25 protein-coding genes are annotated in these 24,346 nt (G+C 59.1%); 11 read left to right on the top strand and 14 right to left on the bottom strand.

The genetic code is table 11. The features are described 5' to 3' along the window. Window positions 1-129: 129 nt before the first annotated feature. The 5 genes from argS to EDC28_RS18675 all read right to left on the bottom strand — a co-directional run bounded on the left by argS (window position 130) and on the right by EDC28_RS18675 (window position 6,231). Window positions 130-1,866, bottom strand: a complete 1,737-nt coding sequence (gene argS / locus EDC28_RS18695; protein WP_123422616.1) for an arginine--tRNA ligase — start codon at window positions 1,864-1,866, stop codon at window positions 130-132. Between the two features lie 36 nt (window positions 1,867-1,902). Further along, window positions 1,903-2,637, bottom strand: coding sequence for a Rossmann-fold NAD(P)-binding domain-containing protein (locus tag EDC28_RS18690; protein ID WP_123422615.1), 735 nt, complete (start codon window positions 2,635-2,637; stop codon window positions 1,903-1,905). 325 nt (window positions 2,638-2,962) lie between these two features. Further along, a complete protein-coding gene (locus EDC28_RS18685) occupies window positions 2,963-3,520 on the bottom strand; it encodes an SRPBCC family protein (protein WP_050659726.1) in 558 nt (185 codons plus the stop codon). 53 nt (window positions 3,521-3,573) lie between these two features. Further along, a complete protein-coding gene (locus tag EDC28_RS18680) occupies window positions 3,574-5,289 on the bottom strand; it encodes a permease (protein ID WP_123422614.1) in 1,716 nt (571 codons plus the stop codon). Between the two features lie 63 nt (window positions 5,290-5,352). Next, complete coding sequence (locus EDC28_RS18675; protein ID WP_050659724.1) at window positions 5,353-6,231, bottom strand: bifunctional GNAT family N-acetyltransferase/hotdog fold thioesterase; 879 nt, start codon at window positions 6,229-6,231, stop codon at window positions 5,353-5,355. Between the two features lie 160 nt (window positions 6,232-6,391). On the opposite strand from EDC28_RS18675, the gene EDC28_RS18670 reads away from it, so the two are divergent. Beyond that, the gene (locus EDC28_RS18670; protein WP_050659723.1) at window positions 6,392-6,868 is read left to right on the top strand and encodes a Dps family protein; all 477 of its coding nucleotides are present in this window, start codon (window positions 6,392-6,394) and stop codon (window positions 6,866-6,868) included. Between the two features lie 57 nt (window positions 6,869-6,925). Here EDC28_RS18670 and dtd read toward each other — a convergent pair whose 3' ends face one another. Genes dtd through EDC28_RS18655 form a run of 3 tightly spaced genes read right to left on the bottom strand, consistent with a single transcriptional unit; the run spans window position 6,926 to window position 9,151 of the window. Next, window positions 6,926-7,363: a D-aminoacyl-tRNA deacylase gene (gene dtd, locus EDC28_RS18665; RefSeq protein WP_050659722.1), complete on the bottom strand. Its 438-nt coding sequence runs from the start codon at window positions 7,361-7,363 to the stop codon at window positions 6,926-6,928. Continuing rightward, window positions 7,360-8,313 (bottom strand): prolyl aminopeptidase, encoded by a 954-nt coding sequence (gene pip / locus EDC28_RS18660; protein WP_123422613.1) that lies wholly within the window; start codon window positions 8,311-8,313, stop codon window positions 7,360-7,362. The genes dtd and pip overlap by 4 nt, the downstream gene beginning before the upstream one ends. Beyond that, window positions 8,294-9,151: a virulence factor BrkB family protein gene (locus tag EDC28_RS18655; RefSeq protein ID WP_123422612.1), complete on the bottom strand. Its 858-nt coding sequence runs from the start codon at window positions 9,149-9,151 to the stop codon at window positions 8,294-8,296. Before EDC28_RS18655 ends, pip begins: the two co-directional genes overlap by 20 nt. 70 nt (window positions 9,152-9,221) lie before the next feature. Here EDC28_RS18655 and EDC28_RS18650 point away from each other — a divergent pair, with 70 nt between their 5' ends. From EDC28_RS18650 to EDC28_RS18635, 4 genes are all read left to right on the top strand, one after another. Continuing rightward, entirely contained in the window at window positions 9,222-9,866 is a 645-nt protein-coding gene (locus EDC28_RS18650; RefSeq protein WP_123422611.1) for a DUF2959 domain-containing protein, read from the top strand. Between the two features lie 66 nt (window positions 9,867-9,932). Next, complete coding sequence (locus EDC28_RS18645; RefSeq protein ID WP_123422610.1) at window positions 9,933-10,460, top strand: DUF2799 domain-containing protein; 528 nt, start codon at window positions 9,933-9,935, stop codon at window positions 10,458-10,460. 80 nt (window positions 10,461-10,540) lie between these two features. After that, a complete protein-coding gene (locus tag EDC28_RS18640; protein WP_123422609.1) occupies window positions 10,541-10,903 on the top strand; it encodes a hypothetical protein in 363 nt (120 codons plus the stop codon). Between the two features lie 11 nt (window positions 10,904-10,914). After that, complete coding sequence (locus tag EDC28_RS18635) at window positions 10,915-11,334, top strand: hypothetical protein (RefSeq protein ID WP_123422608.1); 420 nt, start codon at window positions 10,915-10,917, stop codon at window positions 11,332-11,334. Window positions 11,335-11,369: 35 nt separating this feature from the next. On the opposite strand, the gene EDC28_RS18630 is transcribed toward EDC28_RS18635, so the two are convergent. Further along, a complete protein-coding gene (locus tag EDC28_RS18630; RefSeq protein WP_123422607.1) occupies window positions 11,370-12,758 on the bottom strand; it encodes a M17 family metallopeptidase in 1,389 nt (462 codons plus the stop codon). A gap of 73 nt (window positions 12,759-12,831) precedes the next feature. On the opposite strand from EDC28_RS18630, the gene EDC28_RS18625 reads away from it, so the two are divergent. Beyond that, a complete protein-coding gene (locus EDC28_RS18625) occupies window positions 12,832-13,401 on the top strand; it encodes a hypothetical protein (RefSeq protein WP_123422606.1) in 570 nt (189 codons plus the stop codon). Between the two features lie 38 nt (window positions 13,402-13,439). Here the strand turns inward: EDC28_RS18625 and EDC28_RS18620 are convergent, their stop codons facing one another. From EDC28_RS18620 to speA, 3 genes are read right to left on the bottom strand one after another with little or no spacing between them, the layout of a single operon-like run. After that, window positions 13,440-14,369 carry an acyltransferase gene (locus tag EDC28_RS18620; protein WP_050659712.1) on the bottom strand — a complete coding sequence of 310 codons (930 nt, stop codon included), beginning with the start codon at window positions 14,367-14,369 and terminating at the stop codon, window positions 13,440-13,442. Between the two features lie 8 nt (window positions 14,370-14,377). Then, window positions 14,378-15,268 (bottom strand): acyltransferase, encoded by an 891-nt coding sequence (locus EDC28_RS18615; RefSeq protein ID WP_050659711.1) that lies wholly within the window; start codon window positions 15,266-15,268, stop codon window positions 14,378-14,380. Then, window positions 15,268-17,148, bottom strand: coding sequence for a biosynthetic arginine decarboxylase (gene speA, locus EDC28_RS18610; protein ID WP_050659710.1), 1,881 nt, complete (start codon window positions 17,146-17,148; stop codon window positions 15,268-15,270). The genes EDC28_RS18615 and speA overlap by 1 nt, the downstream gene beginning before the upstream one ends. A 161-nt stretch (window positions 17,149-17,309) precedes the next feature. On the opposite strand from speA, the gene speE reads away from it, so the two are divergent. From speE to pncB, 3 genes are all read left to right on the top strand, one after another. Beyond that, window positions 17,310-18,170, top strand: coding sequence for a polyamine aminopropyltransferase (speE, locus tag EDC28_RS18605; protein WP_123422605.1), 861 nt, complete (start codon window positions 17,310-17,312; stop codon window positions 18,168-18,170). A 94-nt stretch (window positions 18,171-18,264) separates the two neighbouring features. After that, window positions 18,265-18,900, top strand: coding sequence for a nicotinamidase (locus EDC28_RS18600; RefSeq protein WP_123422604.1), 636 nt, complete (start codon window positions 18,265-18,267; stop codon window positions 18,898-18,900). Between the two features lies 1 nt (window position 18,901). Next, on the top strand, window positions 18,902-20,134 hold the full coding sequence (pncB, locus tag EDC28_RS18595; protein WP_050659707.1) for a nicotinate phosphoribosyltransferase: 1,233 nt from the start codon (window positions 18,902-18,904) through the stop codon (window positions 20,132-20,134). A 24-nt stretch (window positions 20,135-20,158) separates the two neighbouring features. Here pncB and EDC28_RS18590 read toward each other — a convergent pair whose 3' ends face one another. After that, a complete protein-coding gene (locus EDC28_RS18590; protein ID WP_050659706.1) occupies window positions 20,159-20,482 on the bottom strand; it encodes a hypothetical protein in 324 nt (107 codons plus the stop codon). Window positions 20,483-20,490: 8 nt separating this feature from the next. Further along, window positions 20,491-21,621 carry a sterol desaturase family protein gene (locus EDC28_RS18585; RefSeq protein WP_123422603.1) on the bottom strand — a complete coding sequence of 377 codons (1,131 nt, stop codon included), beginning with the start codon at window positions 21,619-21,621 and terminating at the stop codon, window positions 20,491-20,493. 538 nt (window positions 21,622-22,159) lie between these two features. Between EDC28_RS18585 and EDC28_RS18580 the strand changes: the two genes are divergently transcribed. Then, a complete protein-coding gene (locus EDC28_RS18580; RefSeq protein WP_123422602.1) occupies window positions 22,160-22,804 on the top strand; it encodes a carbonic anhydrase in 645 nt (214 codons plus the stop codon). A 10-nt stretch (window positions 22,805-22,814) separates the two neighbouring features. Continuing rightward, window positions 22,815-24,317 (top strand): SulP family inorganic anion transporter, encoded by a 1,503-nt coding sequence (locus EDC28_RS18575; RefSeq protein WP_123422601.1) that lies wholly within the window; start codon window positions 22,815-22,817, stop codon window positions 24,315-24,317. Window positions 24,318-24,346 lie beyond the last annotated feature (29 nt).

Genomic DNA, 24,346 nt, shown 5'->3' with positions numbered 1-24,346 from the left:
TGAAGACGCATAAAAAAATCCGACACCAAGGAGATGTCGGATTTTTCCATCACTAGAGGATCAGTCAAGCGATCGGTCTTAACTGATCAGCATTAAGCCAAGCGGCTGCCTTTTTTCATCGCGGCGCGCTTACATCCGCTCGAGGGTTTTGATGCCCAGCAGATCCAGGCCCTGCTTGAGGGTGCGGGCGGTGAGGTGAGCCAGTTTCAGGCGCGAACCTTTGACGGACTCGTCTTCGCTGGAGAGGATCGGGCAGGCTTCGTAGAAGCCGGAGAAAAGCCCAGCCAGCTCAAAGAGATACAGGCACAGATAGTGCGGCGCACCTTCACGCACCACCGACTCGATGGTTTCTTCGAACTGCACCAGCTTCTGGGCCAGGGCCTTTTCCTGGGGCTCGCCCAGTACCAGCGGCGCGGTGAGGCTTTGCGGCTCAATGCCGGCCTTACGGAAGATGGAGGCCACCCGGGTGTAGGCGTAGAGCATGTAAGGCGCGGTGTTGCCCTCAAAGCTCAGCATGGCGTCGAAGCTGAAGATGTAGTCGGAGCTGCGGTGCTTGGACAAGTCCGCGTATTTCACGGCGCCGATACCCACGGCGTGGGCCACTTCTTTTAGCTCGTCTTCGCTAAAGTCGCCGCCGCGCTCTTTAACCAGCTGATAGGCCTTCTCTTCGGCCTCGTTCAACAGATCGATAAGCTTGACGGTGCCGCCGCTGCGGGTCTTGAAGGGGCGGCCGTCTTCACCGTTCATGGTGCCAAAGCCCATGTGCTCGAGGCTCAGCGCGTCACGCACGAAACCGGCCTTGTGGGCCAGGGTAAAGACCTGCTTGAAGTGCAGGGCCTGGCGCTGGTCCACAAAGTAGAGGGCGCGGTCAGCCTTGAGCACGTTATTGCGATAGCGCATCGCCGCCAGGTCGGTGGTGGCATAGAGGTAACCGCCACCGGCCTTTTGAATGATGATGGGGGTGATGGAGCCGTCTTTGTTCTTGAACTCGTCGAGGAACACGCACTTGGCGCCCTGGTCTTCTACCAAGAGGCCTGTGGCGTCGAGATCGGCCACGACCTGAGCCAGGTCGTCGTTGTAGGCAGACTCGCCCATCACGTCGGCCCGGGTCATGGATACGTTCAGCTTTTCATACACTTCCAGGCAGTGCGCCAGGGAGATGTCGTTGAACTCACGCCACATTTTCAGGCAGGCCTGGTCACCGCCTTGCAGCAGCACCACCAGCTCGCGGGCGCGGTTGGCAAAGGCTTCGTCTTCGTCGAAGCAGCCCTTGGCGGCACGGTAGAAGACTTCGAGGTCTGACAGACCCATCTCGGCCTGGCTCTTGCCTTCGGCCTTTTGTTTCTCAAGGTAGGCCAGCAGCATGCCGAACTGGGTACCCCAGTCGCCTACGTGGTTCTGGCGCACCACCTTGTGGCCCAAAAACTCCAGGGTACGGGCCACGGCGTCACCGATGATGGTGGAGCGCAGGTGGCCAACGTGCATTTCCTTGGCAAGGTTGGGGCTGGAGTAGTCCACCACCACGGTTTGGCTGGCCGGTTTGGTGACGGCGAGATCGGCATCTGCCACGGCTTTTTCGGCCTGCTCGGCCAGCCATTGGGGCTTTAAGAAGATGTTGATAAAGCCAGGGCCGGCGATTTCCAGCTTGTCGGCAATATCAGCCAAATCCAGGTTATCCAGCAGCTTTTGCGCGAATTCGCGGGGGTTTTGGCCCATTCGCTTGGCAGCGCCCATGACACCGTTGGCCTGATAATCGCCGAACTCCGGCCTGGCCGATTGGCGCACCGCCGCTGGGGTCCCAACTGGCGCACCCGCGGCCACCATGGCAGCCCCAACCTTGTCATTAAGCAGCGCTTGAATGTTCACAACACCATCCCGTCGAAAAAGAAATTGAGCAAAGGGTCAGCATTCTACCCCAGACGCCGCCCCTTGGCACCACGCCAGGGGGTCTGGCACCTGGTATTGGTAGCCGAGGCTCTGGGCGGTCCAATCGCCAAGCACTCGCTTGCCGCCCTGCTGGTCGGCAAAGTGCGGCGACGCCAGCCCAAGCAGCTTGGCCGCTTCGGTGTAGAAATGGTCGCGCCGGTAGGCCACCGGCGCCACGCCGTGGAAGATTTCCCCCACGCGCTGCTGGTTAAGAATGGCCAGACACAGGCCCACGGCGTCGCTCTGGTGAATAAGATTGACCGGGGCCGCGCCCCGGGGCAGCTCACTTTTACCGGCCAGGAAGCGGCCAGGATAACGCCCAGGGCCAAAGAGGCCAGCCATGCGGATAACGCTGCTCTGGTAGCGGCTGTCTTGCAGCAAAGCCTGCTCTGCCTGGGCCAGGGGCGAGTGTGGGTCGGCCGGGGTTTGCTCATCCACTTCGGCTTCTACATCGGCCAGGGCGCCAGTGGAAGATACCAGCAGTATTTGCCGCACTTTGGTGCCTGCTAGGCCGTCGCGCAACCGCGCCAACATGTCGAGGTATTGCTCCCCTTTGCCGCGGCGAATGCCGGGGGGAAAGGCCAAAACCAGCCGCGAAAAACCGGCAAGGGGGGTGAGGTTGGCGTCATCAGCCGCGAGGTCGAGTGCCACACAAGGCAGCCCGGCGGCTTTCAGTTCGTCGCATCCTACGGCGCTCCGGCGCGTGGTCAAAATCGACCCACCTTGAGCCAAAAGCCTTGCAGCCAGCGGCTTTCCCAGCCACCCGGCACCGATAATTGCTGTTGAAATTTCAGGCATTTTAGGCACAACCATAAATTTAATCTATCCAACTGCCTAAGTGATGTTGTAGAGTGAACGGGTGTTCAGCGGATGCCCTTTTGCAAGCGGGGTCATTGCGGCGGTTCACAGCTGTGCAGACGACGTCCCGGCTGCGCAGTTCCTTATCAGGTCCGCTAGTTACCGGCTTCGGTTGGTAACGTTGTTTTCGGACTGGCCCGACGACAATAGAAACAGGCAGAATCCCCTCTTCCCTCCTCTAGCCGTTGTCGTCGGGTTTATTTTCACCCTCTTCTACCGTCTTTTTCAGACTGGCAAGGCCCTTCTCGAAATCCTTACCCAGCACGCTGTCCATCATCAGCCCAAAATAGCGGCCGGCAATGTCGTTGCCAAAGTTGGTACGAAAGCCCCAGGTGACTTCGCTTTGCTTGCCGTCTTTGCGGATCCGAAAGTAGCTATCAGCCTGGCCCTGGGGGCCAAAATCGAGTTTGAAGGCCACGTAACCGGGCGCGTTGGACTCAACCAGAGTCATGGAGCCTTTACCGACACTGGGGTTGTCGGACTGCCAACTGAGCTGCTGCCCCGGTTGACCGGGCTTGCCAGCCAGTACATAGCGGGTGGCCGGATCGATACCGAACCAGGGTGACCAATGGTTGAAATGTTTAAGGTCCACCACCTCGGCATAGACCTGCTGAGGCGGCGCGATGATGGTGACGGTGCGCTCCACCTGCACGTCTCGCGGCAGGAACAGGCCGACAATCAGCAATATCACCACCAACAGCACCAGTGCTGTCACCACTCTTTTCAACCAGACCATGGTTGCTCCCGAATATCCAGATTGCCTTAAGAGTGGCGCCCAATGGCCATAAGTCAATGATGATGGTGAGGTTTTATCTCCAACCCCTTGGGCCAGAGCTCGGCCACAAAGCCCCTGGCACCTCGCCTCAGTAGCGCGGTGGAAAACACCGCAATCAGCACCAGCGCGCACAGTACCCGCCAGGGGCTGTCTAGCTGCTCGGCACTGAGTTCTGGCAAAGAGCTGGCGCCAATGCCGAGCCACTGGCTGATCACCAGTGCCAGCACCGCAGCGATAGCCACCACCGCCAGGCCATACGCCAGGGCGAATTGGCGCGAATGCTGCGCCGCCAGATACCGCAGCAAGCCCAGGTTCAAGGCCGGCCCCACCAGCAACAAGGCAAGGGCGGCGCCCCAATCGAGGCCAAAGGCCAGCAACACCGCCACCACCGGCGTCAAACCGGTGGCACAAAGATGCAAGGGAAAGGCCAGCGCCAACACCAGCAGCAGCTGCAACACCGGCTGCGCCGCCAAGGTGGCCCACAGCGGATGGGGGGCCAGGGTGGAAGCCACCACTAGGCCGGTGATCACCCACGGCGCGGTGTGGTCTATCAGGTGGCCGTAACCCATTTCAAAAGCTGAGCGCAGCGGCGCTTCGGCGTCATGCTGGTAGCAGCTGCGCCCCGGCACCTGGGGCAAAAACCGCACCAGCAAGCCAGCGCACACCAAGGCCAACACCAATACCGCCAAAAAGCGCCAGAGGGTCAGCTCCCCGCCCAGCAGCGCAAAGCTGGCCAGCAGGGCGTCGATACCGAAAATAGGCGCAGCCAGCAAGAAAGCCAGCGCCATCAGCGGCTTGGCGCCGTGTTGCAGCAATTTGGGGTAAACCCGGGCGGCATCGGGCAGGCACACCGGCAGCATCAACCCCCAAGCCATGCCCCGCAGCAGGCCTTGGCCCTGCTCGTCACCTCGGTGGCGAAGGGGCTGGAGCCAGTTCATCACCATAGCCAGGCCATAGGCCGCCAGCAACCAAGGAGAGAGGGCCAGCCAAAAACGCAGCAACGCCGCACCGGCATCGGCGTCATGGGCATGGCCGTGGGCCTGCGCCTGGTAAAGGGCCGGCATGGAGATCGCCACCAGCACCGCTGCGCCGGCCAGGCCGCCAAGACCCGCCATCCACTGGCTGCCATGGTGATGGCGGCTAAAGGGTCGGTGCAGCACCACGTGCAACAAGGTGCCAGCCACCAAGCCCTGCAACCAGCCCAACTGGCGGGGGCTGACATCCGGCAACCAGTGGAAGCCGACGAAATAACCTACCAAGGTACCGATAACCACCAGCGCCAGGGCCAATACCGCCGCGAAGGTGCCAAACTGCGGCCGCAGCAGCCACCACAGAGTCAGGCCTACCGGCAAGCGATGCAGCACTACCCCCAAGGCCAGCAGGGCGCCAGCCTGGGTGTGGCTGGCATCCACCAACGCTGCGCCGTCAGTGATGGCATGCAGGCAAAGACCTGCCACCCCCACCAACAGGGTCAGGTTGTGGGTCGCCTTGGCGGCGCCGCTGAACAGGTGTTCCAGTTTACCGGGGCCGACAGCACCGGCCAGCAGCAAGATAAGCACCGGCCAGCCACCGGCCCGCAAGGCCTCTGGCATCACATGAAACAGCAGCAGGCCACCTATCACCACGAAGATGAAATTATCCAGCAGCACCAGCCAGTCTTGCTGGCGAGCGAGGTAGCGATAAAGTAGGGGGCCAGCAAAAAGGGCCAGCAAACTCAGTAGCAACAGCATGGAGTTCTCAAAGGGAAAAGCGCTGTGACATTATAACAACACCAATCCGAGGCTGGCTACGGTTCAATGGCGCGGCAACACCACAAAGGTGCCTTGAAACTCGGAGACGCACTGTTTCTCCTCGGTGACCACGGCGCCTACCTCGATGCGGGCCTTGTTGCCACTTCGCAGCTTGTCGAGATTGGCCCAACTGGCCACCGGCAGACTGAACATGCGTGGCGCACTTTTGGCTGGCCGGGCGTAACGGATGTCGCCTTTGGCCAGCACAATATCCCCTTCCAAGCCTTGAAGCTGAAGCTGCCACCAAATGCGCCCCCAGGCGGTGAGGGTTGCCAGCGCATAGTGGCTGCCGGCAAACAGGGTGCCGTGCAGGTTGCTGTTGGCCTCAAAGGGCGCCTGGCACACCAGCTGCTCGCCGTTAAAGGCCAGGGCCTCAAGTCCCATGAACTGGGCCAGGGGAATGGTGCTATGCCAGGTGCCGGTGAGAGCACGCGCCAGCGCCGCCTGGCTGCCAGCCAAGCTTTTTCGCATCTTGAAATGAGGGATAGTGCCATAGAGGGTATGGCTAGGCCCCAGCAGCTCAAAACCGGCTTGCTGGTAAAAACGCAGGGCGTTGTCCCTGGCGTTCAGTTCCACCTCGGCCAGCCCCAGGCTGTCGGCCAGGGTCATCAACCCGTTTAGGATGAGTTTGCCAAGGCCTTTGCCCTGCTGGCCGGGCGCCACCGCCATATAGCGAATGTGGCCAACACCGGGGGCGCCAATATGCAACCGACCGGTGGCCAGCACCGCCTCACCGTCTTTGACCATCAGGTTCCAGCTGCCGGCTTCCAGCTCATCCAGCTCGGAGCCCACCGGCTGGTGCCATGGCGCCCTCAATACCTGCCAACGTAAGGCATAGATCGCGATAAGGTCTTGTTCCGAAAGGGGCGCACAAAGTTGCATTGGGTCAATACCCTTGTCATTTACCTGTCGCACCATTAGATATCATGGGGTAGGATGCAGGCAATTGATTATATTTAACGATTAACATCAATTGATTTAAGCGCTTATTCAACTAGGAAGACTAGAATAGACTGGTATTCCAAATGACGACGGAGGTCTTATGAGCAACCACAATCTGATTGGTTTGAACCAGGACGGTGTAAGCAAGCTGACCGGTTTGCTGAACAAGCTGCTGGCCAACTACCAAATTCTGTACATGAACGTGCGGGGCTTCCACTGGAACGTCCGCGGCGACAACTTCTTCGAACTGCACGCCAAGTTCGAGGAAACCTACAACGAACTGCTGCTCAAGGTTGACGAGATCGCCGAGCGTATCCTGACCCTGAGCGAACGCCCACTGCACAGCTTCAGCTCCTATATTGAGCGCGCCAGCATCAATGAAGAGCGGGACATCACCGACGGCAAGAAAGGTATCTCTCATCTGCTCGATTCCTATCAGCAACTGATCAAGGAGCAGCGCGAGATTTTGGAGCTGGCCGGTGAAGTCGGCGACGAAGGTACCTCTTCTTTGATGAGCGATTACATCAAAGAGCAGGAAAAAACCGTATGGATGCTGGGTGCTTACCTCAACCGTTAAGCACTGCGGCATCAAAAAAGGCGCGTAACGCGCCTTTTTTATTACTGGCAATGTTGGTCAGGCGGTCAGCCAGAAGGTCACCGGGCCATCGTTACAGAGGCTGACCTGCATGTCGGCCCCAAAATGGCCGGTGGCGACCGGCAAGCCTAGCCCCTTGCAGGCCTCGCAAAACACCTGATAAAGCCGCTCACCCTCGGCAGGTGGCGCGGCGCTCGAAAAACTGGGCCTGTTGCCACTTTGGGTGTCGGCGGCTAGGGTGAACTGGCTGACGATGAGCAAACTGCCCCCCGCTTGGCCAACATTCAGGTTCATCTTGCCCTCATCGTCGCTAAACACCCGGTATTTGGCGACTTTCTGCGCCAGCCGCTGGGCTTTGGCCTCGTCATCGCCCTTCTCTACCCCCAGCAGCACCAGCAGCCCTTGGTCTATGGCACCGACGGTGCTACCGGCAATGTCCACCCGCGCCTGGCTCACCCTTTGAATGAGGGCGATCACTTAAGGCGCTCCCACATCCAGTCCATGGCGCGAATCAGGCCATCGGTGATGCCGGGCTCCATGGCGCTGTGCCCCGCTGCCGGCACTATCCAAAGCTGCGCACCGGGCAGTACCTTGGCCAAGGAGGTGGCGTTTTCCAGCTTGCACACCATGTCGTAGCGGCCATGGACAATTACCGTGGGGATGTCGGCTATCTTGTGGGCATCGCGCAGCAATTGGCCTTCTTCGATAAAGCAGTGGTTGACGAAGTAGTGGCACTCCATGCGCCCCACCGCCAGCGCCAGGCTGGGGTCGGTGTAAAGCTCGTCGACCTTGCTGGGAGGAATAAGGTTGACCATACGCCCTTCCCAGAGGGTCCAGGCCTTGGCCGCCTGCATCCGCTTGAGTTCGTTGTCGGCAGTAAGCAATTGGTAGTAGCGGGCCAGCAAATCATCGGTGTTGCCCTTAAGCGGCGCGATAAAATCCTGGTAGTGGTCGGGATAGACCTGCGAACAGCCCTGGCCAGGGGCAGTCATCCAGGCAAAGTCTTCTTCCCGCGCCAGGAATATTCCACGCAGCACCAGGCCGGTAACCCGCTTGGGGTGCGCCTGGGCATAGGCCAGAGCCAGGGTCGAGCCCCAGGAGCCGCCAAACACCAGCCAGCTTTCAACCCCTACTTTTTGGCGGATAAGCTCGATATCGGCTATGAGCGCCTGAGTGTGGTTCTGGTGCAGCGAAGCGTGAGGCCTTGATTGGCCGGCGCCGCGCTGGTCGAACAAAATCACCCGGTAACGCTCCGGGTCGAAGAAGCGGCGCATGTTCTCGTTACAGCCAGCGCCGGGGCCGCCGTGCAGCACCACCACCGGCATACCGTCAGGGTTACCCACTTCTTCCACGTACAGCTCGTGGCCATCACCTACCGGCAGCCATTGCTGCCAGTTAGCCTGGATCTCAGGCAACAGTTCCCGCATTACAATCATCCTCTTGCTGTTCCTGGTCCAGATCGGTGAGATAGGCGGTTAGCTCCGCCCCCAGCAGCACGATCAGCCAGCACAGGTAAATCCAGAAAAACAAAATCGGTATCGCCGCCAGGGCGCCGTAAATCAGCTGATAAGACGGCACCTGGGCCACGTAAAGGGCAAAAGCCCGCTTGGAAAACTCGAACAATACCGCCGCCAAAATGGCGCCGCCCATCGCATGGCGCACTCGCACTCTCTTGTTGGGCACCAGCAGGTACAGCACCATAAAGGCGGCCCAAGAGGCAAAAAAGGGCGCCAGGCTAATCAAAAAGGTGCGCACGCCAGACAACGCCCCTTGTTGAAAGACATCCATACCCACCACATAGGAGGTGATGGCCAGGGAAACCCCCATTAATAACGGTCCCAGGGTCAGTACCGACCAGTAAATGGCAAAGGCCACCGACCAGCGCCTTGGCCGGTGAATACGAAAAATGCGGTTGATGGTGCTGTCCACCGAGCGAATGAGGGTCAGCGCCGTTACTACCAGAAAAAGTATGCCAACGGCGGTCATCTTGGAGGCATTGGCGGCAAATCCCTGCACTTGGTCGGCAATGACATCCGAAGCGGCCGGCACGAAGTTGTTGAAGATAAAATGCTGCAATTCCCCTTTGACGTTCTCAAAACCGGGAAAGGCCGAAAACAGGCTGAACAGCACGGCGATAAAGGGCACCAGCGACAGTAAGGTCACGTAGGCCATGGCGCCGGCGTGCAGGGTCAGGCGGTCTTCGGCGATGCGATTCCAAAAGCCCTTGAGGTGCGCAAAAAGGTCTGTCCTTGTCAGCAGCGGCATAGGCGATATTTGCTCATTGAAATGCTGTCTTTTACTCTAACACCAAATACTTGCCGCAAAGGACCACTGCATGCGCGCCCTTCCCCTGGCTTTTGCCACCCTGCTGCTACTGACCGGTTGCCAAAGCGCCTATTACGCCACCATGGAAAAGGTGGGCATTCATAAGCGCGATATCCTCTCCGACCGCGTTGAAGCGGCCGGCGAAGCCCAAGAAGAGGCCCAGCAGCAGTTCAAGGATGCCCTCGAGCACTTTCGCGCCGTGGTGAAAGTGGACGGCGGCGACCTTGAGGACCGTTACGACGATCTCTCGGCCCAATATGACGCCGCCGAGCAATCGGCCAAGAACGTCACCGAACGCATCAACGCCGTGCAAGACGTAGCCGAGGCCCTGTTTGACGAATGGCAGGATGAATTAGACCAGTACAGCTCCCCCACCTTGCGGGCCGCTTCTGCCAAGACCCTGAGCGATACCAAAGCGCGTTACCAAAGGCTTATCAAAGCCATGCGCAAGGCCGAGGCGAAAATGCCGCCGGTTCTGGCCAAGTTCCATGACCAAGTCTTGTTTCTCAAACACAACCTCAACGCCCGCGCCATCGGCTCCCTTAAAGGCGAGCTGGGCAGCATCGAGCAGCAGGTCGGTAACCTGGTCAGAGAGATGCAAAAAGCCATCAGCGAATCCGAGCGCTTTATCCAGCAGCTCAACAGCAACGGCTGAAGCGGCCTTATCACGGCAGGTTTAGACCGAGCTGCCTATCCTTAAGCAACTGAAGAGGAAAAGGTTATGCGGCTGCTCATCACTGTTTTATCCCTTAGCTTGTTGGCTGGCTGCGCCATCACCAAGGAAGACTGCGCCAGCCTGAACTGGCAACAGCAAGGCCTGGAAGACGGCTTTAAAGGCCTAGTGGCCCGCAGCGGTTATTGGCAGGCCCAGTGCCAGCAACATGGCTATAAGGTGGATAACAGCGCCTATTCAAAAGGCTGGGCCGAGGGTAATCGCCAGTACTGCACCCCCGAGCAGGGCTACCGCAACGGCAGCCTGGGCAACCACTACCAAGGGGTTTGCCAGGGCGGCGCCAAAGACGATTTCATGCGCAGCTACGAGCGCGGCTGGAAGGTGTACGAGCGTAACCAGTACCGCGAATCCCTCTACGATCGGCAGCGAGATATCCGCTGGCGTATCAGCGAAATCGATGACCGGCTCGGTGACGACAAGCTCTCCCACAAGACCCGTGACCACCTGAAATGGGAGCGCGACCAGCTGATCCAGGAGTCCATGCACATCGACAGCCTGCTGCTGCGGATGATGTAACGCAACACAGCGTTGCACTTGCCAATTGTGCAAAAAAGGTTCAGCTTTATCGGTACGCTTCTGATTTTAAGGACAAAGTCATGCGCCACGTCATTCTTGCTCTCTCCCTGTTTGCCGCCGCTCTGCCGTCGATTGTTCACGCCGACAGCGGCTGCGACAGCAAACGCCTCTACTTGGAAGGCCGCAAAGGCCATGACTTCCCGGTCACCTGTCAAAAGGCAGGGAAGGATGGGCGCTCCGCCTACCTCAAAGGCCTGCAGAACCGCCAAAAACACTTCATCGGCTCGTCTTCGGTGGCAGTCAGCAACTTGGCCATCAGCCTGAACAGCCACTTTCGTGCCAAGGATAATGACCGCATTCCCGCCTTTGTCCGCAGCACCCAGCGGGACGTGAAAGGCGGCGAATACCAGCGTTTGGAACAGTTAAAAGCATCGGCAAAATAAGGAGTGATTGCATGAAATGGATGACAATCAGTGCCTTGGTCCTGGCGACCTTGTCACCTCTGGCCCAGGCCAACAACGCCCCAGCCTATCAAGATTGCGACCGGCACTTGGCCTATATGGCCGGGCGCTTGGGTAAGGAGTACCTGGCCCAGTGCGACAAGGCCGTGGCCCCCATAGTGCAGGCCGCTTTTATCAAGGGCCGAAACCGCTATTACGCCAAACAGACCGATGCCATGTACAGCGCCGTCCTGAATGCCCAAATCGCCGCCCAGCGCGATAACGTGGTGTGGTCGTCTTCCTACAACAGGCGCTCCAGCGGCGAACGCCTGGCGCAGGGTGATGCCATGCGGGCCATCAGCTTTATCAAGCCAAGCGTCAGGCACATCGACGAAGACGATAAGCAAACTGACAACAAGAACATCACGCCATGATTGGCCAATAAAAAAGGCGCCCTTAGGCGCCTTTTTTATTGCAGAGCCGGGCTGTCCAGCAGCGCCCTTAGGGTAAAGCGCACCCCAAAACCGGTCACCTCAGTGGCTACCGGCCCCAGGCCGCCTTTGTTTTCACAGGCGCTCAAATCCACATGCACCCAGTTGACCCCTTTTTCCACAAAGCGGGACAAGAAGCGGGCGGCGTCGATATGGTCGCAGCTGGAACCGGGATGGCACTGTTTGACGTCGGCCACATCAGACTCGATGTTGCTGTCGTAGTCTTCATCCAGCGGGAAGGGCCAGACCCGTTCGCCGCTTTGGCGGCCAGCCTGCACCAGGGCTTCGCGCCAGTCATCGCGGCTGGTGAAGACGCCGCTTTGGGCAGTGCCGATGGCGCGGATACAGGCGCCGGTCAGGGTGGCGTAGTCAAACAGCAGGTCCGGCGCTTCCCGGGAGGCCAGGGTCAGGGTATCGGCCAGCACCATCCGCCCTTCGGCGTCGGTATCTACCACCTCGATGGTGGTGCCATTCAGGGCGCGCACCAAATCGTTGGGCTTGTAGGCCTTGGGGCCGATATGGTTTTCCGCCAGCGCCAGCCAGCAGTCCACTTCCAGGTCACTGCCCAGCTCGGTCAGGGCCAGCAGGTTGGCAAGCGCCACGGCGCTGCCGCCCATGTCGCCGTTCATGCCGAACATGTGGCTGGTCTTGAGGTTGTAGCCACCGGTGTCAAAGCACAACCCCTTACCCACAAAAGCGACCTTGCGCTTGGGGCTCGCCGGGCGGTAGCGCAGCCGCATGATGGCCGCCTCGTCGTTGTCGGAGCCTTTGCTCACCGCCAGGAAGGCGCCGGCACCCAGGCCGTCGAGCTTGGTCTGGTCAAAGAGCTCCACTTGCCAGCCATGGTCGCGGGCCAGAGCTTCGAGGATCACCCGGTAATGGGCCGGGGTCAGCTCAGAGGCGGGCAGGGCGCTTAACCAGCGCACCAGGCCATTGGCCCGGGCTTCGGCCAACAGCCTTGGGGCATCCAGGGCGATATCGGTGCTGAGCCGCTCCAAGGCCACCGGTGCCTGGGTGTCTTTTTTAAAACTGGGCAGTTGCACCTGGCGGGCCAGCAGCACCTCTACCACCGCTTTAACCCAGGCAGGGTCGCTGCCTTGCACATGGATGCGTTTGGGCTGGAAGCCATCGAGCTTGGCCAGCCATTTGCGGGCCTGGGTCTGGCAATCGAAGGTGGATTTGGCCTCGCCGGTTTCGATGACCAGGGTCGGTTGGTCTTGGGTGAGCAGCCAGGCTTTGGCCTTGGGAGCCAGGGTTTTACTGGCGGCCAGGCCTTGGGGAGCAGAAGCCGGATTAAGGCAGATAGTCAGATCGCTGTCCGTCTGGCCGGTCACCAGTTCAATGTTGGGAAAAGCGTAAGTTTGCATCATGACTTCCTTTATTCGCGTCATGGCGCATTATAAAGGTCCACTAGGACGAACCCTAATCAAAGGAGAGAACATGGGTAAGACACCGTTAGTTTGCTGCCTGGCCCTGGCCAGCTTTATGGCCGTGGCCGGTGATGTGGAAGAGGCCATCAAGGCAGGGCAGGACGCCTACCAGCAGGGTCAGCTCTCAGAGGCGGCCAACCAGTTTTCCTACGCCGCCACCCTTATCCGCCAGCAGCAGGGCGACAAGATGGTCAAACTGTTCCCCGCGCCGTTAAAAGGCTGGCAGGCCGACGACGCCGAGTCAGAAAGCGCAGGGGCTGCCATGCTCGGCGGCGGCGTTACCGGCAGCCGCCTCTACCACAAGGGCGATGACATCAGCCTGGAGCTGAAAATCATCAAGGACTCGCCCCTGGTCCAGGCCATGGCCGGGCTCTTTACCAACCCCAACATGGCCGCCATGGCTGGTTACAAAATCAAGAAAATCAACGGTGTCAGCGCCATGCTCAAAACCGATGACGAAATGAGCCTGACCATGATGGACGGCACCGTGCTGGTGCAGATGGAATGCAGCGAATGCCAAAGCAGCGACCTGGAAGACTACGCCAAGGCGCTGGATATGGGCGCCATCAAGCAGCTGTAAAAAAGGCGACCGCAAGGTCGCCTTTTCGTTGGTGATGGTCAGGAGCGCTGCTCGGCCAGGTTCACCACCAGCTCGGCCTGCTCGCCGATACCGGCCAGTTTGGCGTCCTTGTGCTGCCAGCGGCTGTTGAGCCAGCCCTGGAACTGGCGCTTAAACTCCACGTCGCCAAAGTAGTCGCCGATGATCTCGGGAGTTACTGCCAGGGCTTCCACATCCACCACGATATGTTTGAGCTTGCCGGTCAGGATATCGCGGCCGATGCGGCCTTCGGAGCCGGGGTAGGCCAGGGTTACGTCCAGCACCTTGTCAAACTGCTGGCCCATGGCCGACAGGGTAAAGGCAATACCGGCCGCCTTGGGCGGCAACAGGTGCTGAAACGGCGAGTTGCGCTTGACCCGCTTTTGGGCGGTAAAACGGGTGCCCTCGACGAAGTTGATCATGGTGGAAGGGTGGTGCTTGAGCTTGGCGCAGGCCTTGGCGGTGGCCTCGATGTCCTTGCCCTTTTTATGGGGGTGCTTTTTCAGGTAACCGGTGGAATAGCGGCGCATAAAGGGCATGTCCATGGCCCAGCAACCTAGCCCCAGAAAGGGCACATACAGCAGCTCGTGCTTGAGGAAGAACCTCGGCAGCGGCAGGTTGCCACCGGCAATACCAAACAGCACCACGATATCCAGCCACGACAAGTGGTTGGCCATCATCAGGTACCAGCTGTGTTTATCCAGCCCATCCAGGCCGCGCACGTCCCATTGGACGCGGTTGCCAAGGCGCAAAATCCCGAGGTTGAGCAGGCTCCATGCCCGCACCACCTGCTCCATCAGCCGGGTCATAGCCCGGCGCCAGATAGGCACCGGTATCAGCAGCTTGGGCAGCGACAACACAAACACCAGCCCACCACAGAGCGCCACGTTCAGGCACAACAGGGCAATCAGCAGTGGCGCCAGAATAACGCCGGGAAGAAAACGCAGCATGGGTTCCTTTACTTCGCTTTGAGGCGGGCCAGTTCAGCATCCTTCTGGGCCCACAATTGATTAACCCACTCCTGGAAACGGGCTTTGTACTCGGCGTCACCAACATAGTCACCGAGCAATTTGTCGTCAATCGGTAACACCCGAATGCTAACTTTGATCTCTTTTACCCGGCCACTGATGAAATCCCAAAAACTGGGGATCTCCTTGCCGTAGCAGATGGTCACGTCCAGCAGCTTATGCAGTTTGTCACCCATGGCGCTCAGCACAAAACCGATACCGCCGGCCTTGGGTTTGAGCAGATGGGTAAAAGGCGACTGCTGATGGTCGTGCTTGGACTGGGTAAAGCGGGTGCCTTCGACGAAGTTCATCACCGTTACCGGCAGGTGGCGAAATTTCTCGCAGGCCTGGCGGGTGGTGTCGATGTCCTTCTGGGCCAGGGACGGGTCCTTGGCTATCTGGGCCTTGGTGTGGCGGCGCATGAAAGGGAAATCCAGCGCCCACCAGCACAAGCCCAGGAAGGGCACGTACAGCAGTTCCTTTTTCAAGAAGAACTTGATGAAGGGAATGCGGCCGTTAAAGATGCGTTGCAGCACCAGGATGTCCACCCAGGACTGATGGTTGGCCACCACCAGATACCAATCCTTGCGCTTGATGCCTTCCAGGCCCTCAACCACCCAGCGGGTGCGGGCAAAAAGCCGGCTGTTGGCGTTGTTGATGGCGATCCACAAGGTGGCAATGCGGTCCAGCACCCAGTTACACAGAACGCGCACCGCTTTAAGGGGCAACAGCAGCTTGATAACCCCTAGGCCAACGGCCAGGGGGAACCAGAACAGGGTGTTTATCACGTAACCCAAGACCGCCAACGGCCCTTTGATGAAGCTGGGCAGAAACGCGAACATCAATCCTCCAGGTAGGTGTAGCCGTGAATGCCGGCTTCCAGCTCGGCACTGAATTGCTGGCGCTCGCTGTCGCTGAGCTTGGCGGCGGCCAGTTGGCGGCGATACCCCTGAATAAGGCTCTTGGGATCGAAACTCACGTAGCGCAGCACATCGGCCACGGTGTCGCCTTTGAGGGCGGCGTCAAAGCGGTAGCCGTCCTTGGTGAGCTGCACATGCACCGAGTCGGTGTCGCCGAACAGGTTGTGCAGGTCGCCGAGGATCTCCTGATAAGCCCCCACCATGAAGAAACCGATGCAGTAGTCGTTGCCCGGATGGTAGCCGGTCAGTGGCAGGCTGGACTCGATGCCTTCGGCATCCACGTACTGGCGAATTTGGCCGTCGGAGTCACAGGTGATGTCCTGGATGATGGCACGGGCGCTGGGCGCTTCGCTCAGGTGGCTGACCGGCATGATCGGGAACAGCTGGTCGATGCCCCACACATCCGGGGTGCTCTGGAACAGACTGAAGTTACAGAACAGCTTGTCGGCCAGCTTTTCATTGAGCTCGTCCAGCACCGGGCGATGGGCACGGCTGCGGGGGTTGAGCTGCTCGCGCACGGCGCGGCACACCGCAAAGTACATCTTCTCGGCCTGGGCCCACTCACCGATACGCAGCAGGCCATGGGTGTACATGGCGTGGGCTTCGGAGAGGAAGTACACGGCGTCGTGATAGCTTTCCAGCGGCGGCTCTTCGTTAACGTATTCGAGGGTACGCCACAGATCCTTGAGCACCGACGGCGCCTCGTCGTCCGGCTCGTCAAATTGCACCTGGGTGGGGGCGCGCTCCACGTCAATCACGTTGGTGATCATCACCGCGTGGTGGGCAGTCATGGCGCGGCCAGACTCGGTGATGATGTCAGGCTCGGGCAAGTCACGGGCGCTACAGATTTCTTTAAGGGCATACACCACCTTGGCGGCGTATTCGTCCACGGTGTAGTTCATGGAGCAGTTGCCACGGGAGCGTGAACCTTCGTAGTCCACCCCCAGGCCGCCGCCCACGTCTACCACGTCCAGCGGCACACCCAATTCACGCAGCTCGGCATAGTAACGGGCACATTCTTTGAGGGCGCCCTGGATGTCGCGGATGTTGGCCACCTGGGAGCCGATGTGAAAATGCACCAGTTTCAGGCAATCGAGCTTGCCCGCTTCGCGCATCATGTCTACCGCTTCCAGCACTTGGTGGGCGGCCAAGCCAAACTTGCCCTTCTCGCCACCGGTGTTCTGCCAGTTGCCTTTACCCACGGAGTTCAGGCGCACTCGCACCCCAACCAGGGGGTCGATGCCCATTTCCTTGCTCTCGCCCAGCAGCTTTTTCAGCTCGGAGAGCTTTTCTACCACCACATAGACCTTGTGGCCCAGGCGGCGGCCAATCAGGGCCAGGCGCAGGAACTCGGAGTCTTTGTAGCCGTTACAGACGATGGTAATGGGGCGGGTGGCCACACCCAGCACCGCCATCAGCTCGGGCTTGGAGCCGGCTTCCAGGCCCACGTGGGGGCTGGCATTGAGCAGCCCTTCCACCACCGATTTCTGCTGGTTGACCTTGATGGGGTACACGGCGTGGTAGCGGCCGCTGTAGTCGAGGTTCTCCACCGCCTTGGCAAAGCCGCTGGTCAGCCGTTTTACGCGGTCGGTGAGGATGTCGTTAAAGCGCACCAATACCGGCAGGGACAAGCCCTGGTCCTTGAGATCCTTGACCAGGTCAGACAATCGGACACCGGCTCTTTCACGGTTTCTATCGGGAAACGCGACCAGTTCACCCTGGTCATCAATGTCGAAATAGCCGTCACTCCAGTGAGCAACGCCGTAAAGATGTCGTGCCTTGTCGAGGGTCCAGTTTGGCATGGGTAGCAGCTCCTGTGGCCGCAAAGAATTTTAGGGGGCGTATTGTAATGATCCCCCACACCCTATGCAGCTAAAATGTGCGCAAAATTCATTGTGCCTGCCTAACCACAGAGGCACAATGCGCGCTCTTTTTTCGCCCTCGTCGATGGAGACAGACAAGCATGTCCCAATTGGACCCCAAGCACTGGTTCACCGAAATCAGCGACCGTGACGGCAGCGGCTTTTCCCTGCGTATCACAAAGCACCTGGAAACCCGCCAGTCTCAGTGGCAAACCACTGAAATGTATGACACCACCGACTGGGGCAAGCTGATGATCATCGACGGCTGCACCATGGTGTCCAGCCGCGACAACTTCCTCTATCACGAGATGATGAGCCACCCGGCGCTCTACACCCACACCGACCCGAAAGTGGTGGTGATCATCGGTGGCGGCGACTGCGGCACCCTGCGCGAAGTGCTCAAGCACCCCGGCGTTGAAAACGCCGTGCAAATCGACATCGACGAGAACGTCACCCGCCTGTCCGAGATTTACTTCCCGGAACTGTGCGAGTCCAACAACGACCCGCGCGCCGAGCTAAAATTCATCGACGGTATCCAGTGGATGAAAGACCGCGACAGCGCCTCCGTGGACATCATCATCGTTGATTCCACCGACCCAGTCGGCCCGGCCGAAGGCCTCTTTAACCGCGCCTTTTACGAAGAGTGCCTGCGCGCCCTGCGCCCCGGCGGCATTCTGGTGCAGCAATCCGAAAGCCCGCTGCTGCACACCAAACTCATCCAGGAAATGCGCTCCGAGATGGCCAAGGCCGGTTTCGACGCCTTCCAGACCCTGCCGTTCCCGCAGCCGCTGTACCCCTCCGGCTGGTGGAGCTGCACCCTGGCCCGCAAAGGCGACGCCTTCGGCGAATTCCGCCGCGACGCCGCCGACGCCCAGCTGTTCGAGACCCACTACTACAACAGCGGCGTACACCAAGGCGCCATGGCCCTGCCCAACTTCCTGAAGAAGGCCCTGGAAGGCTAAGCCGGGTTTTGGAAAACAGAATCGTAAAAAGCGCACTTCGGTGCGCTTTTTCATTTGGTATAGTGCTCAAACTTGCACAACAGCGGAGGCTATGATGATCGCCTCGTTCGATGTCGATGCCCAGCGCACCTTTACCCCGCTTTGTCCCGGCGAGCTGCCGGTGCCCGGCGGTGACCAGATAGCCGAGGAGCTCAATGCCCAGGCGGCGCTGGCCCATTTTCGCATCGCCTCCAAAGACGCCCACAACCCCAATGCCAAATGGGTGGTCGCCAGCCACGACGACATGCTCCAGCCCCTGGACTACCCCGATACCGACCTCACCTGGGTACGCCACGCCGAAACCGGCACCCCGGGCTTTGAGCTGATCCCCGGCCTGCCACGGCCCCAGGCTTACGATTTCCTGGTCTACAAGGGGGTGGAGAACGACATGCACCCCTACGGCGCCTGCTATCACGACCTTAAAGACCGCATCTCCACCGGCGTTATCGAGTGGCTCAGGTGCAATGAGGTCAACACTGTGTTGGTGGGGGGCCTGGCCCTGGATTTTTGTGTTAAAACCACTGCCATACAGCTGGCCAACGCCGGCTTTACCGTCTATCTGAATCAGGCCGCCTGCCGTGCCATCAGCCCCCAAGGGGCCAAGGCCGCCTGCCAGGAAATGGTCAGGGCCGGTATCCACTTGGTGGACAACGCCCGTACCCTGGCCCAGCTTGTCAAAAAGGACTCATGATATGTTCGGAAAGACCTCGGTGCAGAGCCTGCTGGACACCGACTTCTACAAGCTCACCATGCAGCAGGCCTACCTGCATCAGCAGCCCAACACCCAAGCCCGCTGGACCTTCCGCTGCCGCAGCAACGAAGATTTAAGCTCCTATGTGGCGCCGCTTCGCGAAGAATTTGAGGCGCTGTCGCAGCTTTATGCCACCGAGGATCAGCTAGCCCACCTGCGCCAGCATTACCCTTTTTTAAAACCCGACTACCTGGAGTTTTTGCGGCTGTTCCGCTTTAACCCCAACTTCCTGAAAGTAAGTGCCCTGGACGGCCAACTGGTGATCGAGGCCAACGGCCCGCTGCTGCATGTGTCGCCCCTGGAGATCCCGGTGCTGGCCGCCATCTCCGAGGTGCGCAACCGCCACCGCTACCCCGAAGTGGATGCCGACACCATCCACAAAAGCACCCAGGGCAAAATTCGCCAGCTCGAAGCCTTTGGCGACAAGGTGGACCTGTCGGACTTCCTGTTTACCGATTTCGGCACCCGGCGGCGCTTCAGCTTTGCCGCCCAGCGCATGGTGCTGGAGCAAATCAAAAGTGCCCTGCCCCAGCATTTTGCCGGCACCTCCAACCCGCACCTGGCCCGCGAGCTGCAGCTGCGCTGCCAGGGCACCATGGGCCACGAATGGCTGCAAAGCCACCAGGCTCTCAACTACCGTTTGGTAGACAGCCAGAAAATGGCCCTGGAAAACTGGGTGAAGGAATTTCGGGGCGACCTTGGGGTGGCATTGACCGATGTCATCGGCGTGGACGCCTTCTGCCGGGATCTGGACCGTTATCTGGCCAAGCTCTATGACGGTTTTCGCCACGACAGCGGCGACCCCATCATCTGGGGCGAGAAAATCATCAAGCGCCTTGAAGAACTGGACGTGGACCCGACCCGCAAACGCCTGGTGTTCTCCGACGGCCTCAACTTCGAAAAGGCGGTGCAGATTTACAGCCATTTCCGTGGCCGCATCAACACCGCCTTTGGCATCGGCACCTGGCTGATGGGGGATTTTGGCGTCAACGAGCCCATGAACATCGTCATGAAGCTGACCCGCCTCAACGGCCAGCCGGTGGCCAAGATCTCCGACAGCCCCGGCAAGACCATGTGCGACGACGAGAACTTCCTGCGCTACCTGATGCAGGTGTTCCAGGTGCAAGGCTCGGTGCAGCAGCAGGTGCTGGAGCAGTTCAACCCCCACCACTGAAAAAGCCGCCCGAGGGCGGCTTTTTCATCGGCTGGCGTGGGCGATGGCCAGCAGCACTATTATCTTCGAGATGAAATCCGACACCGATTTCTGGTAATCGGCCAGCTTGGCGCTCAAGTCGGCGTTCAGGGCTTTTAGCTGGCTTTCTTCCAAGGGCACGGTGATGTCGGCCTTCATCCGCACCGACACCACATCTTTGGACTCGTTAAAAAGCGGCAGCGCCACCTTAAGCGCCTCGGCCACGGCCTGGTCGGTAAACCCCAGCTTCAACAGCTCCTCGCGCAGCGCCTGTTCGAGCTGCGGATTTGTTCTTTGGTAGGGCTTATCAAACCGGATCCACGACTCCACACCACCTCCTATTCGGACCTTTTAAACCAGCTTCTGAAAGGATAGAGGAACTGGCCAACTATGCCGTCGGGGATGTTGTCACTGACGGTGCCGTAGCGGCTGGCCAGGTGTTTTGGCATAAAGACGGTGCCGAACAGCACGTCGTAAATGGGCAGGAAACCGGCGTAGTTTTTGTCGATGGCCTCGTCCTCGGAAGAATGGTGCCAGTGGTGATACTCGGGGGTTGCCAGCAGCCAGCGCAGCACCGGGAAGCGAAAGCGCACGTTGGCGTGGATAAAGATGGCGTGGAAGGAGATAAACACTAGGTAGGCGTAAACCGCCGAAGGGGCAAAACCCAGCACGAAGATCGGCAGGTAGCCGGCCAGGCGGTTGACCAGAATTTCAATCAGATGCAGCCGCGAAGAGGCCAGCCAGTTCATCTGCTCGGTGGAGTGGTGCACGGCGTGGATTTTCCACAGCGCCGGGATCTCATGCATGGTCCGGTGTATCCAGTAGGTGCCAAAATCCACCACCAGCAAAATCTCGATAAACTGCAACCAGATGGGCTGGGCCGCTATCCACAGCTGAAACTCCCAGGTGGTCACCTGATGCAAAAACACCTGCACCGGGATCACCGTGAAAAAGCTGATGAGCTGCACCCCCATGTGGCTGAACATGAAGTACTTGAGATCGGTTATCCAGCCCTTGCGCAAGATGTTCTGGGCCGGATCCTTGGGAAAGGCCCGCTCCAGGGGCACAAACACCAGCGCCAGCACCACCAGGGTCAGCACGAAGTAATCGAGCCCCACATAGAGGTTACGGCCGTCGATATTGGGCGCCTCGATATGGCCCGAGCCCACCAGGGCCGCCGCCACCGCCAGCACCATGCCGGTCAGGCCGTAGCCAGCCGATTGATGGCGCATCATGGAAAAGAGCCCGCAGCCAAACCCCAGCACGATGCACAGTTGCAGCAGGGGTTTGAGGATGCCTGTGTTGTAAAAGCCCCGGAACTCGGGGGTGGTAAAGACCGCCGGCATCCAGAAACACAGGGCGCCTAGCAAGGAAAGGCTGCCCAGGAACAGCGCCAGGGCGGCGCTGCCTTTGCCTTGGCCGGGGCTTAGGTCGACGTCTTCGTATTTATCGCGCAGTGCTTTGCTCATCACGGTCCCTGTATAAGCATGGGGTTCTGGCGGCAGGTTACCAGCTTGCCCCGCCACCGGCAGCGGCTTTTTTGCGCCCGTGCGACGGAGGCGTCTTTTTTGGTGGCCAAACTGAAAGATAAATTAATGAAACGCCATTGGCGGGCCATTTTATGAAAAGGAGCTCATGGAAAGGATCTGTATAAAAAATTATCTATTGATAACAAAATCAACATGACGTTTACGGAAACTAAAACCAAACCTGGGATAAAAATTGATGAAGATCGCAGTTTAACTTTCAAAATAAGCAGCAGCTCATTTAAAAAAAGCCAAGTGTCATAAAAGTTAAACATTCCTTGCTATCACAGTACGGAATAACCAGATCCTTCCTGCCAAAACTTTCTGCTATTCAGTATTTAAGGGCCAACCACACTAATTAACGCCCTCTATAACCTTGTAAATAAAAAGGTTTTATAAAAACGCCACATTGACCCTATTGCCGAGATCCGTCCCAGCGATAAGGCAACGTTTTAACCCTGACAGTTAAGGATATCTGGTTATGGAACATGTTATTTCCGGTGTAGCGAAATTCCAGAAAGAAGTCTTTCCGGGAAAAAAAGCGACCTTTAAAAAGCTGGCCACCGGGCAAAATCCCGAGGTGTTGTTTATTACTTGTGCCGACTCTCGGATAGACCCAAACCTGGTCACCCAAACCGAGCCTGGGGATCTGTTTATTTGCCGCAATGCCGGCAATATCGTCCCGCCCCACAGTAACCAGACCGGTGGCATGACCGCTTCTATCGAATATGCGGTGGCGGCTCTTGGGGTGCGGCATATCGTGATTTGCGGCCACACCGATTGTGGTGCCATGAAGGGCGCTCTGGCCCCGGAAAAACTTGGCGCCCTGCCCCATGTCAGGGAATGGCTGGGCCATTGCCGCTGCGCCACCGAAGTGCTCCGCGAAAAACACGGCGAGCTTGGCGAGCAGCACCTGGACGAGCTCATCCGCGAGAACGTGCTCCAGCAAATCCAGCACCTTCGCACCCACCCGGCGGTGGCGGCCAAGCTGGCCACCAAGCAGGTGCAATTGCACGGCTGGGTGTATGACATCGCCAAGGGCAATGTGCATTGCTACGACCCGGTAAGCGAAACCTTTATCGAAATGCAGGAAGCCTACGCCGAGCAGAAATTGGCGGCGGGCTGAGGAGGCAGCCATGTTAAAGGACTTATCGTTCAAGGAGATACGCTCTGACCTCCCGGCCAGCATCATCGTCTTTTTTGTGGCGTTGCCGTTGTGCCTGGGTATCGCCCTGGCCTCGGGGGCGCCGCTGCTCTCAGGGGTGATCGCCGGCATTATCGGCGGTGTGGTAGTGGGCATGGCCAGCGGTTCGCGGCTGGGGGTGAGTGGCCCGGCCGCCGGCCTGGCGGTGATCGTTTTTGACGCCATCGACACCCTGGGCGGCTGGGAGGTGTTCCTCTGCGCCGTGGTGCTGGCCGGGGTGTTTCAGCTGCTGCTGGGCTACCTCAAGGCCGGTTTTGTGGCCTATTTCTTCCCGTCGGCAGTGATCACCGGCATGCTGACCGGCATTGGCCTGTTGATCATCCTAAAGCAGCTTCCCTACCTTTTTGGCCTGGACGCCGATGCCGTTAGCCTCAATGGCGACCTCTTTGCCAGCCTTTCTCCGGCGGCAACGGCCATCGCCTTTGGGTCGCTGGCGCTGCTGTATGTCTGGGACAAATACCTGAGCCCGGCCCATAAGCTGTTCCGGCTGATACAAGGGCCCATCGCCGTGGTGCTGCTCGGGATCGGCTGCGCGCTGCTCCTTGACCTGCAAGGGGCGCCGCTTGGCGAGGGCCAGTTGGTGTCATTGCCGGTGATGGAAGGCATTGGCTCTTTTGCCGAGCAACTGGCCTTTCCGGATTTCTCGCAGATGCTGAGCCTGGAGGTGCTGAGTGTGGCCTTGGTGATGGCGGTGGTTGCCAGCATCGAGACCCTGCTCAGTGTTGAGGCCACCGATAAGATGGACCCCAACAAGCAAACCACTCCCACCAACCGTGAGCTCAAAGCCCAGGGCCTTGGCAACATTGTCTCCGGCCTGGTAGGGGGCCTGCCGGTAACGCAAGTGATTGTGCGCAGCTCGGCCAACGTTGCCTTTGGCGCCAAGACCAAGCTGTCGGCCATTTTGCACGGCTTGTTCCTGCTGGTGGCGGTGCTGGCGCTGTCGCAGATGCTGAACCTCATTCCGCTGGCCTCCCTGGCGGCAGTGCTGATGGTGGTGGGCTTCAAGCTGGCCAAACCGGCGGTGTTCAAGACGATGTTTAAAAACGGTATGGAGCAGTTTCTGCCCTTTATCACCACCATTGCCGGCATGCTCGCCACCGACCTGCTGACCGGGGTAATGACAGGCCTGGCGGTCAGCATTTTCTTTACCCTCAAGCACAGCTACCGCAATTCCTACCACTTCAAGGAAACGGTCAGCCGCCGCGACGATCGCGAGAGCCACCATATTGTGCTGGCTGAAGAAGTGTCCTTCTTCAACAAGCCCAGCATCCTTAAAAAGCTCAACGAGATCCCCAAGGGCTCGCACCTGGTACTGGATTTTTCCAACACCAAATCGGTGGCCCATGACGTGGTGGAGCTGGTGAAGGACTACATGGCCCAGGCCCGCCACCGCAATATTGAGGTGGAGACCATCCACTTCGACAGGGCCAGTTAGCAAAAAGGGCAGCTTTGGCTGCCCTTTTT

Origin of the sequence: Gallaecimonas pentaromativorans (genome assembly GCF_003751625.1) — a bacterium.
Classification (GTDB): domain Bacteria; phylum Pseudomonadota; class Gammaproteobacteria; order Enterobacterales; family Gallaecimonadaceae; genus Gallaecimonas; species Gallaecimonas pentaromativorans.
Note: the sequence above shows the minus strand (reverse complement) of the source record. Positions and strands in the feature narration are given on the sequence as shown.

Excerpts from the sequence above, each read along its gene's own strand:
- EDC28_RS18620 (WP_050659712.1), bottom strand. The coding sequence starts at position 14,369 with ATGCTGCGTTTTCTTCCCGGCGTTATTCTGGCGCCACTGCTGATTGCC.
- EDC28_RS18615 (WP_050659711.1), bottom strand. The coding sequence starts at position 15,268 with ATGTTCGCGTTTCTGCCCAGCTTCATCAAAGGGCCGTTGGCGGTCTTG.
- EDC28_RS18575 (WP_123422601.1), top strand. The coding sequence starts at position 22,815 with ATGTTAAAGGACTTATCGTTCAAGGAGATACGCTCTGACCTCCCGGCC.
- EDC28_RS18640 (WP_123422609.1), top strand. The coding sequence starts at position 10,541 with ATGCGCCACGTCATTCTTGCTCTCTCCCTGTTTGCCGCCGCTCTGCCG.
- EDC28_RS18600 (WP_123422604.1), top strand. The coding sequence starts at position 18,265 with ATGATCGCCTCGTTCGATGTCGATGCCCAGCGCACCTTTACCCCGCTT.
- EDC28_RS18635 (WP_123422608.1), top strand. The coding sequence starts at position 10,915 with ATGAAATGGATGACAATCAGTGCCTTGGTCCTGGCGACCTTGTCACCT.
- speE (WP_123422605.1), top strand. The coding sequence starts at position 17,310 with ATGTCCCAATTGGACCCCAAGCACTGGTTCACCGAAATCAGCGACCGT.
- EDC28_RS18655 (WP_123422612.1), bottom strand. The coding sequence starts at position 9,151 with ATGCCGCTGCTGACAAGGACAGACCTTTTTGCGCACCTCAAGGGCTTT.
- pncB (WP_050659707.1), top strand. The coding sequence starts at position 18,902 with ATGTTCGGAAAGACCTCGGTGCAGAGCCTGCTGGACACCGACTTCTAC.
- EDC28_RS18670 (WP_050659723.1), top strand. The coding sequence starts at position 6,392 with ATGAGCAACCACAATCTGATTGGTTTGAACCAGGACGGTGTAAGCAAG.
- EDC28_RS18675 (WP_050659724.1), bottom strand. The coding sequence starts at position 6,231 with ATGCAACTTTGTGCGCCCCTTTCGGAACAAGACCTTATCGCGATCTAT.
- EDC28_RS18580 (WP_123422602.1), top strand. The coding sequence starts at position 22,160 with ATGGAACATGTTATTTCCGGTGTAGCGAAATTCCAGAAAGAAGTCTTT.
- EDC28_RS18625 (WP_123422606.1), top strand. The coding sequence starts at position 12,832 with ATGGGTAAGACACCGTTAGTTTGCTGCCTGGCCCTGGCCAGCTTTATG.
- EDC28_RS18650 (WP_123422611.1), top strand. The coding sequence starts at position 9,222 with ATGCGCGCCCTTCCCCTGGCTTTTGCCACCCTGCTGCTACTGACCGGT.
- pip (WP_123422613.1), bottom strand. The coding sequence starts at position 8,313 with ATGCGGGAACTGTTGCCTGAGATCCAGGCTAACTGGCAGCAATGGCTG.
- speA (WP_050659710.1), bottom strand. The coding sequence starts at position 17,148 with ATGCCAAACTGGACCCTCGACAAGGCACGACATCTTTACGGCGTTGCT.
- EDC28_RS18645 (WP_123422610.1), top strand. The coding sequence starts at position 9,933 with ATGCGGCTGCTCATCACTGTTTTATCCCTTAGCTTGTTGGCTGGCTGC.
- EDC28_RS18585 (WP_123422603.1), bottom strand. The coding sequence starts at position 21,621 with ATGAGCAAAGCACTGCGCGATAAATACGAAGACGTCGACCTAAGCCCC.
- EDC28_RS18680 (WP_123422614.1), bottom strand. The coding sequence starts at position 5,289 with ATGCTGTTGCTACTGAGTTTGCTGGCCCTTTTTGCTGGCCCCCTACTT.
- EDC28_RS18685 (WP_050659726.1), bottom strand. The coding sequence starts at position 3,520 with ATGGTCTGGTTGAAAAGAGTGGTGACAGCACTGGTGCTGTTGGTGGTG.
- EDC28_RS18630 (WP_123422607.1), bottom strand. The coding sequence starts at position 12,758 with ATGCAAACTTACGCTTTTCCCAACATTGAACTGGTGACCGGCCAGACG.